A 16536-nucleotide genomic window follows, 5' to 3' on the forward strand; every position below is an offset into this window, starting at 1 on the left:
CGCGCGGGGGGACCCCCATCGCGTCGACGCCCTCCTCCGCCTTGCAGCTGCACGCTCCCCCACGCTCGAACAACCTCGCGCGGGGGGACCCCCATCACCCCGCTCACCGGGATCAGACAGGAGCCGCTGTCTTCCTGCGACTTGATCGGCCGGACAGGTCCTAACCGCCTGGCAAGAACACCCGTCAACGACGTCCGCCCCGGTGCGGCTCGCGAGGAGCGGCACCGGGGCGGACGTACATCAGGCCCTGTTCACGACGTCGTTCAGGACGTCGTTCAGGACATGTTCATGTTCGTGATCACGAACCGGCGCGACCAGCCTTGCGTCGCTTCGTCGCCATCACGATCGCCGCGCCGCCGATCAGCAGCGCGGCGGCGCCGCCCGCGATCGGGCCGGTGGCGCTGCCGCCGCCGGTCTCGGCCAGCGGGGGCTGGGTGCTGTCCGGGGTCGTCGGCGTGGCCGGCGGGGTGGACTCCGGGGTCGACTCGGAGGGCGTCGGGGTGCCCGGCGTCTCCGTGACGGGCGGGGTCGTCTCCGACGCGGGCTCGGAGGGAGTCGGCGTACCCGGGGTCTCCTCGACCGGAGGCGTCGGGGTCGGGGTGCCCGGGGTCTCCTCGACCGGAGGAGGCGTGGTCGTGCAGTCCTTCGTACCGCCGTTCCAGGCGGCGATCAGCTTGTCCTTGATGACCGGACGGTCCGGACCCTTGGGCAGGTCGCCGTGCTCGAAGCCGTCGTTGGTGTCGAACTCGCCGTCGAACTTGACCTTGCCTCGGTAGAGGTCGATCTGCGCGAAGCAGCCCGCGTCCGGCACCGCGATGTCGAGCGAGTCGGTCTGACCCTGCATGACCGTGACGGTGTCGAAGTCGACGAAGACCTGCAGACCGGAGGTGCCGAAGGTGGCACCGTGGGCGATGTAGGAGGCGAGGGACGCGGTGCAGGTGCTGGCGTCACCGGCGGTGCGCACCTGGACGTGGATCTTGCCGTCCTCGGTGGGCTTGAGGTTCTGGTCGTCGACGCGGACCGAGTCGAAGAAGTTCTTCCCGTCGAGGGAGAACTGGCAGCGGTCGGTCTCGGTCTTCGTGCCCGCGCCGGCGCCGGGCTTGTAGCCGCCGGTCTTGGAGCCCCAGCCGTCGCCGCCGGGCGTGCCCGTGGCCCAGGCCCCCGAGGCCGAGGCCGCACAGAGGGCGAGCGTGGCCGCGCCCGTTCCCAGGAGGTGCAGCGCGTTGACACGTCTCAGTATGGACATGCGGATCCCATCTTGGCGTGTGCGAGAACCCGGGTACGGCGGGAGGGCAGCGCGTTGCTGCCGGGCCGTGCCGAGGGAGTCTGGTGTGAGGAACGCCGGGCCCATTGGTCACATGCGCCACAGCGTTCGCACATCGTGAATCGTGCGGACCGGGGTGTCAACTTGGTGGAATGCAAAGGATGTTCGTGCTTAATTACCATTTCGCCACACAAGGAAGGGTGTGTTCCGGGGGCGCGTGGGTTCACGTTCCCGGCGAAGTGGACAGTTTGGGTTTGCCGTCCGCAGGAGAAGAGCCACAGCAAGGAGACAACGAGTGCCCGAACCGACTCTGGACCTTTCCTCCCGGGACCCCGACTGGTGGCGCCAGGCCGTCTTCTACCAGGTGTACCCGCGCAGCTTCGCCGACGCCGACGGCGACGGACTGGGCGACCTGAAGGGCGTCACCCGGCGTCTGACGCATCTGAGCGCGCTGGGCGTGGACGCCCTCTGGCTCTCCCCCTTCTACCCGTCCGAACTGGCCGACGGCGGCTACGACGTCGCCGACTACCGTGACGTCGACCCCCGGCTCGGCACCCTCGACGACTTCGACGCCATGGTCGCCGAGGCGCACCGCCTCGCCCTCAAGGTGATGGTCGACATCGTCCCCAACCACACCTCCCGGCGGCACGTGTGGTTCGAGGAGGCGCTGCGCTCGGCGCCCGGCTCCCCGGCCCGCGACCGCTATGTCTTCCGGGACGGAAGGGGTGCGCACGGCGAGCTTCCGCCCACCGACTGGCAGTCCGTGTTCGGCGGCAGCGCATGGCAGCGGGTGACCGGGAACCAGGCGCCCGACGGCCAGTGGTACCTGCACCTCTTCACGCCCGAACAGCCCGACCTCAACTGGGCCAACGAGGAGATCCGCGCCGACTTCCGCACCACGCTCCGCTTCTGGTCCGACCGGGGCGTGGACGGCTTCCGCATCGACGTCGCCCACGCCCTGGCGAAGGACCTCGACATGCCGCTGCGGGACCTCGGCGCCCCGGAACTGAGCGGCGAGCAGGCCCTCGCCGCCCTCCCGCCCGGCACCCACCCCTTCTTCGACCGCGACGAGGTCCACGAGATCTACCGCGACTGGCGCAAGATCCTCGACGCCTACACCCCGCCCCGCATGGCGGTCGCCGAGGCCTGGGTCCCGGGCGCCCGCCGCGCCCTGTACGCCCGCCCGGACGAACTCGGCCAGGCCTTCAACTTCGAGTATCTGCAGGCGGGCTGGGACGCGGAGGAGCTGCGCCGGGTCATCACCGACTCCCTCGCCACGGCCCGCTCGGCGGGCGCCTCGGCCACCTGGGTCCTCTCCAACCACGACGTCGTACGCCACGCCTCCCGTCTCGCGCTCCCGGCGGGCACCGACCTGAACGCCTGGCTGCTGTCGGAAGGCGCCGCCCCGCCGGTCGACGAGGCCGCGGCCCTGCGCCGGGCCCGGGCGGCGACGCTGCTGATGCTGGCGCTGCCGGGTTCGTCGTACGTCTACCAGGGCGAGGAACTGGGCCTCCCCGAGGTGGCCGACCTGCCCGCCGCGGCCCTCCAGGACCCGATCTGGGAACAGACGGCGCACACGAGCAAGGGCCGCGACGGCTGCCGGGTGCCGCTGCCGTGGACGACGACCGGCCCGTCGTACGGGTTCGGCGCGGGCGGCGCCTGGCTGCCGCAGCCGCCGGTCTTCGCGTCGTACGCCGTCGAGGCACAGGACGGGGCCGAGGGCTCGACCCTGGAGCTGTACCGCACGGCCCTCGGCCTGCGCCGCCGCCTGCTGGACGGCGAGGCCCTGACCTGGGCGGCGGAATCCGCCCCCGGTGTCCTCGACCTGACTCGTACGGACGACTGGCGCTGCGTGACGAACCTGTCGGCCACGCCGGTCGAACTACCGCCCGGTGACGTCCTGTTGAGCAGCGTGTCACTGGAGCCGGACGGACGGCTGGGCCCGGACACCACGGTCTGGCTCGGCAGCCGCCAGGACCTGTCCCAGTAGCCGTCCTGGCCGGCGCTCACCCTGCCGTGGGACTGGGAGACGGATAGCCGCCTGTGTTCGGCGGCGGGGTGAGGACGACGATCGGGGCGCCCGGTGCGGGGACCGGCGGCGTGACGTCGGAGGCGGGCAGCTTCGGCGGGGTGGTCTCCTGGAAGAGCACCGTGTCGAAATTGACGAGCCCCGTCTTCTCCATGACCGTGATGTGGTCGAGGACGGTGTTGTTGGCCTGGTCGGCGAGGGCGCGGACCAGCGTGTTCTTGGTGGTCGACCGGATCTTGGCGATGGTGTTGAAGATCGACCCGTGGGTGATGCGCAGGATGTTGGCGAAGTCGCTGTCGAACTGGTTCCCCCTGCTGTCCGCGGTCAGCGTGGAGATGAACCCCTGCTGCTGCGGACTGGGCAGGTTGGGAATGGTGACCCCGAGCTGCGGAGCGATCCGCCGCACTGTCGCGTCCAGCCCCGCGTGCCCGGCGATGAGATGCTGCCCGGCGGTGACGACCGCCGGTGAGGTCCCCTTCGCGATCGCCATCTGCCCGACCGGGTACTCCCAGAGCCCGGCCGCCCGCACCTTCACCACGAAGTCGCGGTCGGCCTCCGTCAACGGGCCGGCCGAGGTCTGCGCGACGACCCGGGTGGGCGAACTGGACACGGTCTGGACACCGAGCATGGCGGGGTAGGCGAGCGCGGCCAGGGTCAGGCCCAGCGCGCCACCCACAAAAAGGGTGCCGGTCGAACTCCGGGTGAAACGCACCTTGCCTCCTGAAGCGACGGGAGTCGTCGAGGAGGTATACGGAGAGGGGTGATGGTCGGAACCTTTCGTCTCCGTATGGCCTCCGTAAAAGGTGCACCATGAAGCCGGGCGTCGCCGGTGTCACGAACTGACAGGATGTCGGGTGTCACAGGCCCCGACACCGAGGGCCCTGGAGCGGGGGAAAAGCGTGCAGATACTCGTGCTGATCGGCGTTCTCGTGCTGGTCGTCGGAGGATGCGTGTGTGTCGTGTGGGCGTCGCGGGGTGGGCCACGCTGGGTGCGCGGGGTGGCCCAGGTGACGTTGGTGGCGGGTGAGATGCTGCGCAAGTCGTCCCGTTCCAGCCGGAATTCGGGCAGCCAGAACTCCGGCGACGACGGTTCCTGAAGCACCGGCCGAGAAAACGCTGCCCCTCCCCGGCCCCGCCGCCGGCAGCGCGCCCAGTTCGGGGAGGCGGTCGCGGGTGACGCGGGCTGCCGTGCCCGAGACGCTCGGCCCGCGCCGCGGACATCGTCTGCCTCGGCCTTGACGAGGCCGACTCCCGAAACGCCTTCGCAGCCGGGATACCTCGCCGCCCTCCTCGAAGATCGGGATGCCACGGCGGGGCGGCGACTGGGGCACCGCATGGCCGCACTCACCCTGGGCACCCGTGAGGACGTCCCCACGGCCCCTGACCTGGGTGAGCTTGAGCGAGTATTCCCGTCGGACGTGTGACATTGCCGCACGTCCGTGGGGCCAGGTTCTGTGCTAGCGTAGTTTTCAGTTGCAGTTGTGGTTCCCAAAGATTTCCGGTGTAAGTTCCGGCGGGGCGATCATTGCGGCGACGCGGGGTCCGCACGGTGCGGGCCCCCGAGCATGCCCCAAGGAGATTTGACATGGCCACCGGTACCGTGAAGTGGTTCAACGCGGAAAAGGGCTTCGGCTTCATCGAGCAGGACGGCGGCGGCGCCGACGTCTTCGCTCACTACTCGAACATCGCCACCCAGGGCTTCCGTGAGCTCCACGAGGGCCAGAAGGTGACGTTCGACGTCACGCAGGGTCAGAAGGGCCCGCAGGCGGAGAACATTCTCCCCGCCTGATCCGCGTGAACCTGGCGGTCCACCAGTGGACCGGCAAACCCACGTGATTGTGGCCGGGGCCCGCACCTAGGGGTGCGGGCCCCGGCTCACAGTTTTTTCGGGACGGTTCAGTACCGGACATCGGTCGCCGTCCCTGATTCTTGGGGTCATTCCCCTTCACCGCTCGTTTCCTTTCGGCCCGTCCCCACGGCCCCTGTGTGCTGCCGCTGTCGCGGCGGACGCTGAGCGCTGCCGTGATTCTGTCGACGTGCCGCATTGAGGAAGGTTCTGCATGAACCGGTCGTTCGCCGACCTGGGCCTGCCGCCCTCGCTGCTGGCCTCCCTCACCGTCGAGGGCATCACCGTCCCCTTCCCGATCCAGGCGGCCACGCTGCCGGACACCCTCGCGGGTCACGACGTCATGGGCCGTGGTCAGACCGGCTCGGGCAAGACCCTGGCCTTCGGCCTGGCCATGCTGGCCCGCCTCGCCGGACAGCGCGCCGAGGCGGGACGTCCGCTGGCCCTCGTCCTCGTACCGACCCGTGAACTCGCCCAGCAGGTCGTGGACGCGCTCACCCCGCACGCCCACGCCATGAACCTGCGGATGACGACGATCGTAGGCGGCCTGCCCATCGCGCGTCAGGCCCGTGCGCTGAGCGCCGGCACCGAGGTCGTCATCGCGACGCCCGGCCGGCTCCGCGACCTCGTCGACCGCCGCGACTGCCGCCTCGACCGGGTCTCCGTCACCGTCCTCGACGAGGCCGACCAGATGGTCGACATGGGCTTCCTGCCGCAGGTCACCTACTTGCTCGACCAGGTGCCGCGCAGGGGCCAGCGCATGCTGTTCTCCGCCACCCTCGACGCGGACGTCGGCCGGCTCGCCCGCCGCTACCTGCACGAGCCCCTGGTGCACGAGACGGACCCGCACGCCGGCGCCGTCACCACGATGGAGCACCACGTGCTCTATGTCGACGACGTCGACAAGAAGACGGTCGCCACCGAGATCGCCGCCCGTGACGGGCGCGTGCTCATGTTCATGGACACCCGGCGCAGCGTCGACCGTCTCACCAAGCACCTGCTGAAGAGCGGAGTCCGCGCGGCAGCCCTGCACGGCGGCCGTTCCCAGCCCCAACGCACGCGCACACTCGCCCAGTTCAAGACGGGCGAGGTCACCGTGCTGGTGGCGTCCGACGTGGCCGCGCGTGGCATCCACATCGACGACCTCGACCTGGTCGTCAACGTGGACCCGCCCGGCGGCGCCAAGGACTACCTCCACCGCGGCGGCCGTACGGCACGTGCCGGAGCCTCCGGCAGTGTGGTCACCCTGGTCCTGCCCGAGCAGCGCCGCGAGATGCGGAGCCTGACGCGGGCGGCGGGCGTCGACCCGAACACGGCCAAGGTCTCCCCCGGTGCGGCCGAACTGACCCGCATCACCGGTGCCCGTACGCCTTCGGGCATACCTGTGGTCATCCCGGTTCCGGCCCCCACCCCGCCGGCCGCCCCCAAGGGCGACGGCTCCGGCGGCCGGTCCAGATCCTCGCGGTCCCGGTCCGGTTCGGGCGCGGGTTCCGGCTCGGGTACGGGTTCGGGTTCACGTTCCCGCCGCGGCTCCACCGAGGGCGGTTCGGCCACGGCGCGCACAGCGGGCGGTGGCGCCGCCGGCAAGGGCCGTACGGCGGCCGGTGGCAGTGCCAAGAAGGCGTCACGTCCGACCGGTGGCGGTGCCAAGCCGCCGCGTGTGTCGGGCGGTAACCCGTCCGCCCGTACGGAGCAGGACTCCGCCGGTGAGCCTCGCAGCCGCCGACGCAGGGCGCCCCGTAACCGGCGCCCGGGTTCCGACGCCCGTCAGGCCGGCTGACCCCCGCGCCGCCCCAGCTCCACCCCAGCCGGTCGGTTCAGGCCGACCGGCGCCAGAACCACTGACCCCGGACCCTTCTGACCTGCGGAGGCACCATGCGTTGTGTGATCGCCCGATTCCCGTTCGACCTGATCATGAGCGAGGTCACGCACAAGATGGACGGGGTAGCTCCCGAGCCCATCACCAGTGCGGCCGTCGGTATCGGTGGCGTGGACTACCCCGTCAAGCAGGTCGGCGCGGTGATCACCCGCCTCGACCGGCGGGACTTCACCGAGAAGGAGATGATCGCGGCGCTGAACCGGCTCGGCTTCACCTGCCGTCCGGCCGCCGCGCCCGCTCCGGCCCGGCCGGCGGTCATCGACCCTTGGGCCGAGATGCAGTAGCACTCCGTTTGTAGGGCGGTTCGGCGGGTTCCGGTGCGTTCTTGGCTGCGGGTGCGTTGTGGTTTTGCGCAGTTCCCCGCGCCCCTTGAACCTGCGGGTGCGTCGTGGCTGGTCGCGCAGTTCCCCGCGCCCCTAAAGGCCAGTTCCCCGCGCTCCTGAAAGGTCAGATTCCCGCGCCCCTGGAGAGGGGCGCGGGTGGACCTGGTCGGAACTAGTTGATCGGTACTCCTGTCACCGTTGCTGCCAATGGGTAGGCGCCCGTCTTGAGGGGGGTGCCTACCTTTTCTGTTGCTGTTGTCACCGGGATGAGGGTGCCCGCGTCGGCCGTGGTGACGTAGGCCGTGGTGCCGTTCCAGTCGAGGGTGACGTCGAAGGCGGAGCGGCCGACGGTGACCGGGGTGCCCGGAGCGCCGGTCACCGTGTCCAGCGGGGTGATCGTGTCACCGTTGCTCGCGCTGACCCAGAGGGTGCGGCCGTCAGGGGAGACGGCGAGGCCGTACGCCTGACCGGTGACCAGGAAGGTCGGGCGGGTGTCGTTCGTGGTGGTGTCTATGGGAGTGACCGTCGAGCCGCCGGAGTTGGACACGTACACCGTCCGCCCGTCGGGAGCCGCGACCACGTTGAACGGGTTCGGCCCGACCGCGATCGGCGTGTCCGCCCTGCCTGTCGCGATGTCGACCGGGCTCACCGTGCTGTCGTGGATGTTCGCCACGTACAAGGTGGTGCCGTCCGGGGTGATCGCCATGTTCTCCGGGCCGTCGCCCACCGGGATCTTCGCGCCCGGTGTGTTCGTGGCGAGGTCGATCGGCTGGACGGCGTCGTCCGAGTAGTCGGCGACCCAGAGGGTGCGGCCGTCGGGGGTGAGGGCGAGGCCCGCCGGTACGTCCCCGACCGCCACGGTCGAGGTGACCTTCGCGGTGGCGACATCGATGACGCTCACCGTGTCCGAACCCTGGTTCGCCGCATAGGCGGTACGGCCGTCCGAACTGACCACGACCTCCCCCGGGTTGGCGCCGACCGGAATCTCCGTCGACGTGCCGGAGGTCAGGTCCACCGAACTGACCGACGCACCACTGAAGTTGGCGGTCAGGGCGCGTTCGCTGCCGCCGACAACTCCGGTTATCCGTACGGGGATTGCTCGGCTCAGCAGGCCGTCTCCGGCGACGGCGACCGACCTTGTGCCCGCACTCGCTCCGGATGCCGCCGTGAACGTGATTGTGGCGGTGGCCTTGCCGCCTGCCGGGACGGTGACCGTACCCGTGGACGGGGTGACGGTCAGACCGTCAACCGCCTTGATGTTCCAGGTAGTTGCACGGGCGGTGGTGGAGCGGTTGTCGGCGATCGTGAGGGTCGCTGTCGTCGTGCCGCCGGGGGTCAGGGAGAGGGAGGTGGGGGTGAAGGAGGCGTCCGGGCCCGGGTCGGGGGCGGCTCGCAGGGTCGCGTCGAACAGGAAGCGGTCCAGTACGCCGGGGGCGACCTGCTGCGGGACCGAGTCGAGTTGCCTGCGCTGCGACTGGAGGCGGGCATAGAGGGTGGACACCGCGTCAGAGTCGCCGGCTGCCTGCGCGAGCATCAGCTGTACGGCGGTCCTCCCTGCCTCCCCGTATGCGCCCAGTTTGTCCAGCCACGCCGAAGTCTCGCTCAGGAAACGTGAGTTGGGGAGGTTCGCGCGGAGGTCGGCGGGGGTGGCGGCCATCGTCCCGAAGTAGGCGGTCAGGGCGCGGGCCGCCTTGCCGAGGCCGTCGCCGCTCTCGTAGGCGGTCGTGAACGCCTTGAGGAGCGGGGTGAGGGTGGGGGATTCGGTGGCGTCGAGGAGGGAGGAGTAGTTGTTCTCCGCGAAGACGCGAAGGGAAGTGGCCGTGTGCTCCGGCGCGTTGGCCGCGAAGTCCCGCACCGAGGCGAGGAAGGCGGCCCGGGGGTCGTACGCCTTCGGGTTCCAGGCATAGGACGCCGAGGTGAAGAGGGCGAGTCTGCTGGCCTCCGCCTGGATCATCGGGTTGGCCGTGATGCCCGTGACCTGGGTGGCCACGCCTGCCTCGCGGCCGGTGTAGGGGCCCAGGAGGAGGCGGCTGGTGGTGTAGTCGTTCACCGGGTAGTTGTCCCAGATGAGGATCGGGTGGCCGAACAACTCCCGTGCCTGACGCGCCTGTTCGGTGCTGACCGTCGGCGCGATGACCCCGACGCCCGTCCATTCGACGACGACCGAGGAGTCGAGCTTCTCCCGCAGCGCGGTCTTGTACGGGGAGTCGGCCAGGTCGGAGTACTCGGTCGGGACCATCTCCAGCGGGGTCACGTCCGCGTGTGCGGCGACGAAGTCCTTGACGATCGAGTTGAGGAGCGTCGACTGGGCGGTGCCGGCCGCGCCGCCCCCGGTGCCGAACTTCTCCTTGTCGGCAGGGCAGTTCCAGGCCGTGTAGCTGATGTCGTCCAGCGGCACGGCGAACGAGCGCACGCCGATCGCGTACAGCGACTCGAACTTGGCGACCAGGGCGCGGACGTCGGCGGCCGAGGAGTAGCAGACCGACAGGCCCGGGGAGAGGGCGTAGGTGAAGCGGACATGGTTCTCGGCGGCCCGGTCGACCAGTTGCTTCAGGGTCGCCAACTGGGCGGGCGGGTAGTCGTCGCCAGTTCGCGCGCAGATACGGGTCGTCCTTGGGGGAGTAGACGTACACGTTCTGCTTCGTGCGGCCGTAGAAGTCGAGTTGGGAGAGACGGTCCTGCTGGGTCCAGGGGGCGCCGTAGAAGCCCTCGATGACTCCGCGCAGGGCGGTCGTCGGCCAGTCCCGGACGGTCGCGGAGGGGACCGAGCCGTGAGTGATCAGCTGGCGGAGGGTCTGGGCCGCGTAGAACGTGCCCGTCGTGTCCACACCGGACAGGGCGATGGTGCCCTTGCCGGTGGCCAACGTGTAGCCGCCGGAGGGGAGTTGGCTGGGGGGTGCGGCGTGCAGGCGCTTGAGTGCCCGTGCCGTCGCCGGGTTCTCGGTGGGGCCGCCGACGTAGACGGTGAGGGCGGCGGGGGGTGTCGGGCGGCCCGCGATGACGGTACGGATGCTGCGGGCGCCGGCGTCACGCAGGACGCGTTCGACGAGGGCGCGGGCGGCGGGGTCGGTGGCGTGGCCGATGACCTCGACGACCTGCTTCGGAACCGGTTGGGTGCCGTGGCCGGGTCGCGACTGCTGGGGTGTCGGCCAGATGTGGGGGAGGGAGGCCGCGGTGGCGGAGTGGGGCGTCGCCGTCGCGGCGGGGGCCGGGGCGGTGCCCAGCACACAGAGGGCCAGCGCGGCCAGAAGGCCGCTCGCTGACTTCAGTGCCGGGGTCACGGCCGGCTCCGGTTCAATATTTTATCCATCGTGCGGAATCTTGGTGGATGGATTCACCGGACGGCAAGACCCCGTCCACTTGCTTTACTGGCCTTATGACCGACATCGAGACCCCCGCACTCTCCGTCGCTGTACTCGGCACCGGCATCATGGGCGCCGCCATGGCCCGTAACCTCGCCCGGTCCGGCCACACCGTCCGGGTGTGGAACCGGACCCGCGCCAAGGCCGAACCGCTGGCCGCCGAGAACGGCGTCCAGGTCTCCGACACGCCCGCCGACGCCGTACGGGACGCGGATGTCGTCCTGACGATGCTCTACGACGGTGACGCCGTCCGGGACGTCATGCGCGAGGCCGCGTCCGCGCTCCGGCCGGGGGTCGGGTGGGTGCAGTCGACCACTGCGGGGGTGGACGCCATTGGTGAACTGGGCGTGATGGCTGAGGAGTTGGGGCTTCCCTTCTTCGACGCGCCCGTGCTGGGGACCCGGCAGCCGGCCGAGGCCGGGCAGTTGCTCGTACTCGCCGCAGGGCCCACGGAGCACCGGGCGGCCGTCGCGCCCGTCCTCGACGCGGTCGGCGCCCGTACGGTGTGGACCGGCGAGGAGGGCGGGGCGGGCAGCGCGACGCGGCTCAAGCTCGTCGCCAACAGCTGGGTGCTCGCCGCCACCAACGCGACCGGCGAGGTGCTCGCCCTCGCCCAGGCCCTCGGTGTCGACCCACAGAGCTTCTTCGACGTCATCGCCGGCGGCCCGCTCGACATGGGCTACCTGCGAGCCAAGGCCGCCCTGATCCTGGACGACAAGCTGACCCCGGCGAGTTTCGCGGTGTCCACGGCCGCGAAGGACGCCCGGCTGATCGTCGAGGCGGGCGAGCGGGGCGGCGTACGGCTCGATGTGGCCGCCGCGAGCGCCGAACGGTTCCGGCGTGCGGCCGAACAGGGGCACGGGGACGAGGACATGGCAGCCGCGTACTTCGCCTCCTTCGAGGAGAAGTAGGCGGGCGGCGGACCTTCGGTCGGCTCCGCGCCGGGTCTCGCCTCAGCCGACCCGCACCTTGCGGCTGCCGCAAGCGCCGCACACGGCGTCGGTCAGGGGGGAGGGCATGGCGCGGCCGTCCTCGTCGACGTACTCCAGGGGGTTGAGACAACCGGCCGGGTCGAGGAGGGAGACGAGGTCGAAGGTGCGGGTCCAGGCCGCGCCGCAGTCGAGGCAGACGAAGGCGAAGGTCTCGGTGAGTTGGCCGGAACCGGCCGGGACGGGATTCTCGTTCGGGCCGGGCATACGGCTGCTCCCTTGCTGGTGGGCGGGGCCCGTCCTCGTCAGGTGGCGCGAGAATCACCTCGCCGCGTGACCGGGCGCGTGACCGGCTGTGTGAACGGGTGCTGACTACGGGCGGGGTTTCTCGCCCTTCGCCAGCATCTCCACGTACGTCTGGATCCGGCGGGCGCGGGTCTCGGCCTTCTTGGCGTCCTGGACCCGGTACAGGATCGAGTAGCGGGTCTGCCGGTCCAGCGTCTCGAAGGACGCCGCCGCGGCCGGGTCGGCCTTCAGGGCCGCCGCGAGGTCGTCGGGCACCGTGGCGGTCCTCGGGCTGTCGTACGCCGCCTCCCAGCGGCCGTCCGCCTTGGCGCGGTCGATCTCCGCGAGCCCCTGGGGACGCATCCGGCCCTGTTCGATCAGGACGGCCACCTTGCCGCAGTTGACCTTGGACCATCTGCTGCGCGGCCTGCGCGGAGTGAACCGCTGGAGCCACCACTCGTCGTCGAACGCGGCCTTCTGGCCGTCGATCCAGCCGTAGCAGAGCGCCACGTCGAGGGCCTGGGCGTAGTCCAGCGCGATGATTCCGGGACCCTTCTTGCGCAGCTTCAGCCAGATGCCTGGCGAGGCTGTGTGGTTCTCACTGAGCCATGCCTCGAAGGCCTCGGCGGATTCGAATACGACGGTCTCCCGGTCTTGAGTCACCCCGGCAGCGAATCACATTCGGACGAGGTCACGGGCGCGGTTCGCGGGAACCGGGGCCCGTCCCGGCGACAGCCGAGGGGACGGGCCATCCGGCCATCGGGCTAGCGCGTCCGAGTCACTGAACCGTGCCCGCCGTACTTCCCGTCGCCGCCACGTCTCCTGCCGCCACGTCTCCTGCCGTCAGCGGCGCCGGCAGCGGGGCCGGGGGCAGTTCCAGCGGGGGGAGCGCGACCGGGAGGGGTGGCAGGCCGCCCAGGAGGCCGCCGAGGAGGCTGCCGAGGGTGTCGAGGAGGCCGCTCACCAGGCCCGTGACCGTGCCGAGCAGGCCGCCGACCAGGCCGGTCACCGTGTCGAGGAGGCCGCTGAGCGTTGCCTGGAGCTGGTCCAGGAGGTCCGAGACCGGGTCGGCCATGGCTGCCGCGGCCCGGTTCGTCGTGCCGGTCCGGTCCGCGAGGCGCTGCTTGAGAGAGGCCTTCGCCGTCTCGACCGCCTCGGCGAAGCCGGCCGCCTGGGTCGCCGTCAGGCGGCCGGTGCCCGTCTGCTCGGTGAGGTCGGTCAGGACGTTCAGCACCGGGGCGAGTACGTCACTCCGGTCGGCGCGGTCCAGGGCGCCGAGCCGCTTGAGCATCCGGTCCGCGTACGGGGAGGCCGTGGAAGACGCCACGGACGCGAAGGACCACGACGCGCGGGCGCCGATGGAGGCGTAGGCGTCCCGGCTCGCGTCGCTGACGGCGGCGGCCGTGCCGACCGGACCGAATATGAGTGCGGCACAGACGACGGACGACGGGAGGAGGAGCCCGCGGGAGCGGGAACCGAGGCCGGAACGGGATACGAGGGCGCGCATGCGCAGTCCTTTCGAGAGCTGCTCTCTTTGGGCCCAGGGTGAGAAGATCCGGACACCGCCCGCAACCGCTCGCCGACCCTCAGTAACCGAAAGGATGTCCCCTGTCACGCTGCTGACCTGCGAGTTTTGCCGTCACGGCCCTCGCTGCCCCGGCTGGCGCCATTCGGCTGTCAGGGGGAGGCCCGCCTCCTACCGCTTCAGCGCCCGGTACCGCTTGAGCAGGGCGGTGATCCGGTCGGGGTCGGCGGCCCCGTTGAGCTCGGTGAGCAGGTCGTCGGGGCACAGCTCGTACAGATCGCCCCACCAACGCTGTCCCCGGTTGTTCCAGATCCGGTAGCCGCCGGGGACGCCCCGGGCGACGTAACGTTTCCTGCTCACTGTCGCTCCTGAGAGTGGAGGGAACGAAGGTGTCTTCGTCGGCGAGGGCGGCCTTCACCCGCTGAACGGCCGAAACGGCAGCGGTTTAGACTCTCTCCGCAACGGCCCGAACCTGGCTGGTCAAGGGTGGGCGGAACGAGCCAGACCCGAAGGGCGTTCGGCGTTTTGATACGGATAGATTCAGTCACCAAGCGATACCCGGATGGCACGGTGGCCGTCGACCGGCTCTCCCTCGACATTCCGGATCGTTCGATCACCGTCCTCGTCGGCCCCTCAGGCTGCGGCAAGACGACCACCCTACGGATGATCAACCGGATGGTCGAGCCCAGCGAGGGCGCCATCCTCATCGACGGTGTCGACAGCCGGCAGCAGTCGGTCAACACCCTGCGCCGGGGCATGGGTTACGTCATCCAGAACGCCGGGCTCTTCCAGCACCGGACGATCGTCGACAACATCGCCACCGTGCCCCGGATGCTCGGCTGGAGCAAGGACAAGGCCCGGGCGAGGGCGCGGGAACTGATGGAACGGGTGGGGCTCGACGCCTCGTTCGCCAAGCGGTACCCCTATCAGCTCTCCGGCGGTCAGCAGCAACGCGTCGGTGTGGCACGCGCGTTGGCCGCCGATCCTCCGGTGCTGCTGATGGACGAGCCGTTCTCCGCCGTCGACCCCGTCGTCCGCAAGGGGCTTCAGGACGAACTCCTGCGCCTTCAGGAGGAGTTGGGCAAGACCATCGTCTTCGTCACGCATGACATCGACGAGGCCGTCAAGCTCGGCACGCTGGTCGCCGTACTGCGCACCGGCGGCCGGCTCGCCCAGTTCGCGCCGCCCGCCGAGCTGTTGTCCGACCCGGCCGACGAGTTCGTCGAGGACTTCCTCGGCGCCGACCGGGGCATCCGGCGCCTGTCGTTCTTCTCCTCCGCCGACCTGGACCTGCTCACCACACCGATCGTCGCGATCGACGCCACCGCCGAGCAGCTCGCCGCACGGGGCGCGACCGAGGCCCCCTACCTTCTCGTCACCGGTCTGGACGGCCGTCCGCTCGGCTGGAGCGAGCCCGGCGCGCTGACGGCCGGACAGGTCGACGCCGGCCGACTGCTGCCGTACGGGCGGCCGTTCGCCGCCGGAAGGGACTCGCTGCGCGCCGCGCTCGACTGCGCCGTCCTGTCGCCCACCGGCTGGGCGGTCGCCGTCGACGCCGAGGGCCGGGCCGCCGGGGTCGTCTCGCAGGCGGCCATCGGCGAGGCCATCCGCGGCGCCCACGCGGCAGGCCGTGAGGAGCGGACGACCACAGGGGACGGCGGGGACGGCGGGGGCGGCGGGAAGAGCGGGCAGAAGGTCGTCAGGTGAACTGGAACCGCTTCTTCGACATCCCCAGCGACCTCCAGCACGACTGGCTCGGCCTCATCGGGCTCCATCTGCGCGAGGCCCTGCTGCCGGTGCTGGGCGGGCTGCTGCTGGCGCTCCCGCTGGCCCAGCTGTGCGTGCGGCTGCGCTGGCTGTACCCGCCCGTGCTGTGGGTGACGACCATCCTCTACGCCATCCCGTCCCTGGCCTTCTTCGTCGTCCTCATCGACTACACGGGGCAGACCGAACTGACGGTGATGATCCCGCTCACCGTCTACAGCCTGGTCGTGCTCGTCCCGGCGATCGTCGACGGCGTCCGGTCGGTTCCGCAGGAGACCCTCGCCGCCGCGACCGCCATGGGCTTCGGACCTGTACGCCGTTACGTCCAGGTCCAGTTGCCGATCGCGGTGCCCGCCATCATCGCCGGTCTGCGGGTGGCCACCGTGTCCAGCATCAGCCTCGTCAGCGTCGGCATGCTGATCGGCAACCAGGGCGCGCTCGGCAACCTGCTCCACGACGCGCAGATCTACAACCGGCCGGAACTCGCCTGGAACTCCGTGATCACCAGTGCCGCCCTGGCGGTGCTCGCGGACGCGGCGCTGGTCGTCGTACGCCTCCTGCTCACCCCCTGGATGCCGAGCGCCACGCGCGGCGCGAAGTCCAGGCCCGCCGGGGCCCGTCCCGAGCCGGCCGTGCCCGCCCTGGAGGACGCAGCCCGGTGAACGTCATCAACTTCATCAACCACTTCTTCAGCGACAGCGCGCACTGGCAGGGTTACGACGGAATACCCACCCGGCTGTGGGAGCACGTCCAGTACTCCCTGCAGGCGCTCGCCCTCGCATCCGTGATCGGCCTGCCGGTCGGCCTGATCACCGGTCACTACGGGCGGGGCGGCAACGTGCTCTCCCTGGTGGCCACCGCCGGCCGCGCACTGCCCACCTTCGGTCTGCTGGTGGTGGCGACCCTCGCGCTCGGCTTCGGCATGCTGCCCGTGATGATCCCGTTGGTCGTCCTCGCCGTCCCGCCGATCCTGGTCACCACCTATGAGGCGATGCGCTCCGTGGACCCGCCTCCCGTGGACGCCGCGCGGGGCATGGGCATGCGCGAGTCCGACATCCTGCTCCGCGTCGAACTGCCCGTCGCGCTCCCGCTGATCCTCGGCGGTCTGCGCTCGGCGGCCATCCAGATCGTCTCCACGGCCACCATCGCCGCTTACGTCAGCCTCGGCGGCCTCGGCCGCTACATCGTCGACGGTCTCTACCAGCACGACTACGAGAAGGTCGTGGGCGGCGCCACCCTGGTCGCCGGCATGGCGCTCGCGACGCTGGCACTGTTCTGGGCGGCAGGCCGGGCGGCGGTCTCTCCCGGCGTACGCCGGGGTTGAGGGGCG

Annotated in this window: 16 protein-coding genes and 1 pseudogene; 9 read left to right on the forward strand and 8 right to left on the reverse strand. The window is 70.7% G+C overall.

Annotated elements, in window-relative coordinates; genetic code table 11:
* Positions 1-298: 298 nt before the first annotated feature.
* Positions 299-1246, reverse strand: coding sequence for an LAETG motif-containing sortase-dependent surface protein (locus QA861_RS23235; protein ID WP_334590216.1), 948 nt, complete (start codon positions 1244-1246; stop codon positions 299-301).
* Between the two features lie 313 nt (positions 1247-1559).
* Between QA861_RS23235 and QA861_RS23240 the strand changes: the two genes are divergently transcribed.
* Positions 1560-3254, forward strand: a complete 1695-nt coding sequence (locus QA861_RS23240; protein WP_334590218.1) for a glycoside hydrolase family 13 protein — start codon at positions 1560-1562, stop codon at positions 3252-3254.
* A gap of 16 nt (positions 3255-3270) precedes the next feature.
* On the opposite strand, the gene QA861_RS23245 is transcribed toward QA861_RS23240, so the two are convergent.
* On the reverse strand, positions 3271-4005 hold the full coding sequence (locus QA861_RS23245; RefSeq protein ID WP_334590219.1) for a DUF4142 domain-containing protein: 735 nt from the start codon (positions 4003-4005) through the stop codon (positions 3271-3273).
* Positions 4006-4192: 187 nt separating this feature from the next.
* Between QA861_RS23245 and QA861_RS23250 the strand changes: the two genes are divergently transcribed.
* The 4 genes from QA861_RS23250 (at position 4193) to QA861_RS23265 (ending at position 7302) form a co-directional block, all read left to right on the forward strand.
* Positions 4193-4390, forward strand: a complete 198-nt coding sequence (locus QA861_RS23250; protein WP_334590220.1) for a hypothetical protein — start codon at positions 4193-4195, stop codon at positions 4388-4390.
* 488 nt (positions 4391-4878) lie between these two features.
* A complete protein-coding gene (locus tag QA861_RS23255) occupies positions 4879-5082 on the forward strand; it encodes a cold-shock protein (RefSeq protein ID WP_006373337.1) in 204 nt (67 codons plus the stop codon).
* Positions 5083-5353: 271 nt separating this feature from the next.
* Positions 5354-6919, forward strand: a complete 1566-nt coding sequence (locus QA861_RS23260) for a DEAD/DEAH box helicase (protein ID WP_334590221.1) — start codon at positions 5354-5356, stop codon at positions 6917-6919.
* A 95-nt stretch (positions 6920-7014) separates the two neighbouring features.
* Positions 7015-7302 carry an SCO5918 family protein gene (locus QA861_RS23265; RefSeq protein ID WP_006375774.1) on the forward strand — a complete coding sequence of 96 codons (288 nt, stop codon included), beginning with the start codon at positions 7015-7017 and terminating at the stop codon, positions 7300-7302.
* Between the two features lie 211 nt (positions 7303-7513).
* Here QA861_RS23265 and QA861_RS47100 read toward each other — a convergent pair whose 3' ends face one another.
* Positions 7514-8356: a YVTN family beta-propeller repeat protein gene (locus tag QA861_RS47100; RefSeq protein WP_443041572.1), complete on the reverse strand. Its 843-nt coding sequence runs from the start codon at positions 8354-8356 to the stop codon at positions 7514-7516.
* 232 nt (positions 8357-8588) lie between these two features.
* Positions 8589-10622 (reverse strand): annotated as a pseudogene (locus tag QA861_RS47105) (protein O-GlcNAcase); the annotation flags it as partial.
* A gap of 95 nt (positions 10623-10717) precedes the next feature.
* On the opposite strand from QA861_RS47105, the gene QA861_RS23280 reads away from it, so the two are divergent.
* Complete coding sequence (locus QA861_RS23280; protein WP_334590223.1) at positions 10718-11614, forward strand: NAD(P)-dependent oxidoreductase; 897 nt, start codon at positions 10718-10720, stop codon at positions 11612-11614.
* A gap of 42 nt (positions 11615-11656) precedes the next feature.
* Here the strand turns inward: QA861_RS23280 and QA861_RS23285 are convergent, their stop codons facing one another.
* The 4 genes from QA861_RS23285 to QA861_RS23300 form a co-directional block, all read right to left on the reverse strand.
* The gene (locus tag QA861_RS23285; RefSeq protein WP_334590224.1) at positions 11657-11899 is read right to left on the reverse strand and encodes a hypothetical protein; all 243 of its coding nucleotides are present in this window, start codon (positions 11897-11899) and stop codon (positions 11657-11659) included.
* Positions 11900-12004: 105 nt separating this feature from the next.
* Positions 12005-12580, reverse strand: coding sequence for a YdeI/OmpD-associated family protein (locus QA861_RS23290; protein ID WP_334590225.1), 576 nt, complete (start codon positions 12578-12580; stop codon positions 12005-12007).
* 115 nt (positions 12581-12695) lie between these two features.
* Positions 12696-13424 (reverse strand): hypothetical protein, encoded by a 729-nt coding sequence (locus QA861_RS23295; protein ID WP_334590226.1) that lies wholly within the window; start codon positions 13422-13424, stop codon positions 12696-12698.
* A 189-nt stretch (positions 13425-13613) separates the two neighbouring features.
* Positions 13614-13802 (reverse strand): hypothetical protein, encoded by a 189-nt coding sequence (locus tag QA861_RS23300; RefSeq protein WP_334590227.1) that lies wholly within the window; start codon positions 13800-13802, stop codon positions 13614-13616.
* A 165-nt stretch (positions 13803-13967) separates the two neighbouring features.
* Between QA861_RS23300 and QA861_RS23305 the strand changes: the two genes are divergently transcribed.
* From QA861_RS23305 to QA861_RS23315, 3 genes are read left to right on the forward strand one after another with little or no spacing between them, the layout of a single operon-like run.
* Positions 13968-15149 carry an ABC transporter ATP-binding protein gene (locus QA861_RS23305; RefSeq protein ID WP_334590228.1) on the forward strand — a complete coding sequence of 394 codons (1182 nt, stop codon included), beginning with the start codon at positions 13968-13970 and terminating at the stop codon, positions 15147-15149.
* The gene (locus QA861_RS23310; RefSeq protein WP_334590229.1) at positions 15146-15868 is read left to right on the forward strand and encodes an ABC transporter permease; all 723 of its coding nucleotides are present in this window, start codon (positions 15146-15148) and stop codon (positions 15866-15868) included. The genes QA861_RS23305 and QA861_RS23310 overlap by 4 nt, the downstream gene beginning before the upstream one ends.
* A complete protein-coding gene (locus tag QA861_RS23315; protein ID WP_334590230.1) occupies positions 15865-16530 on the forward strand; it encodes an ABC transporter permease in 666 nt (221 codons plus the stop codon). The genes QA861_RS23310 and QA861_RS23315 overlap by 4 nt, the downstream gene beginning before the upstream one ends.
* Positions 16531-16536: the final 6 nt, after the last annotated feature.

This window comes from Streptomyces sp. B21-083, assembly GCF_036898825.1.
GTDB lineage: Bacteria > Actinomycetota > Actinomycetes > Streptomycetales > Streptomycetaceae > Streptomyces.

Excerpts from the sequence above, each read along its gene's own strand:
- QA861_RS23235 (WP_334590216.1), bottom strand. The coding sequence starts at position 1,246 with ATGTCCATACTGAGACGTGTCAACGCGCTGCACCTCCTGGGAACGGGC.
- QA861_RS23255 (WP_006373337.1), top strand. The coding sequence starts at position 4,879 with ATGGCCACCGGTACCGTGAAGTGGTTCAACGCGGAAAAGGGCTTCGGC.
- QA861_RS23260 (WP_334590221.1), top strand. The coding sequence starts at position 5,354 with ATGAACCGGTCGTTCGCCGACCTGGGCCTGCCGCCCTCGCTGCTGGCC.
- QA861_RS23265 (WP_006375774.1), top strand. The coding sequence starts at position 7,015 with ATGCGTTGTGTGATCGCCCGATTCCCGTTCGACCTGATCATGAGCGAG.
- QA861_RS23280 (WP_334590223.1), top strand. The coding sequence starts at position 10,718 with ATGACCGACATCGAGACCCCCGCACTCTCCGTCGCTGTACTCGGCACC.
- QA861_RS23285 (WP_334590224.1), bottom strand. The coding sequence starts at position 11,899 with ATGCCCGGCCCGAACGAGAATCCCGTCCCGGCCGGTTCCGGCCAACTC.
- QA861_RS23295 (WP_334590226.1), bottom strand. The coding sequence starts at position 13,424 with ATGCGCGCCCTCGTATCCCGTTCCGGCCTCGGTTCCCGCTCCCGCGGG.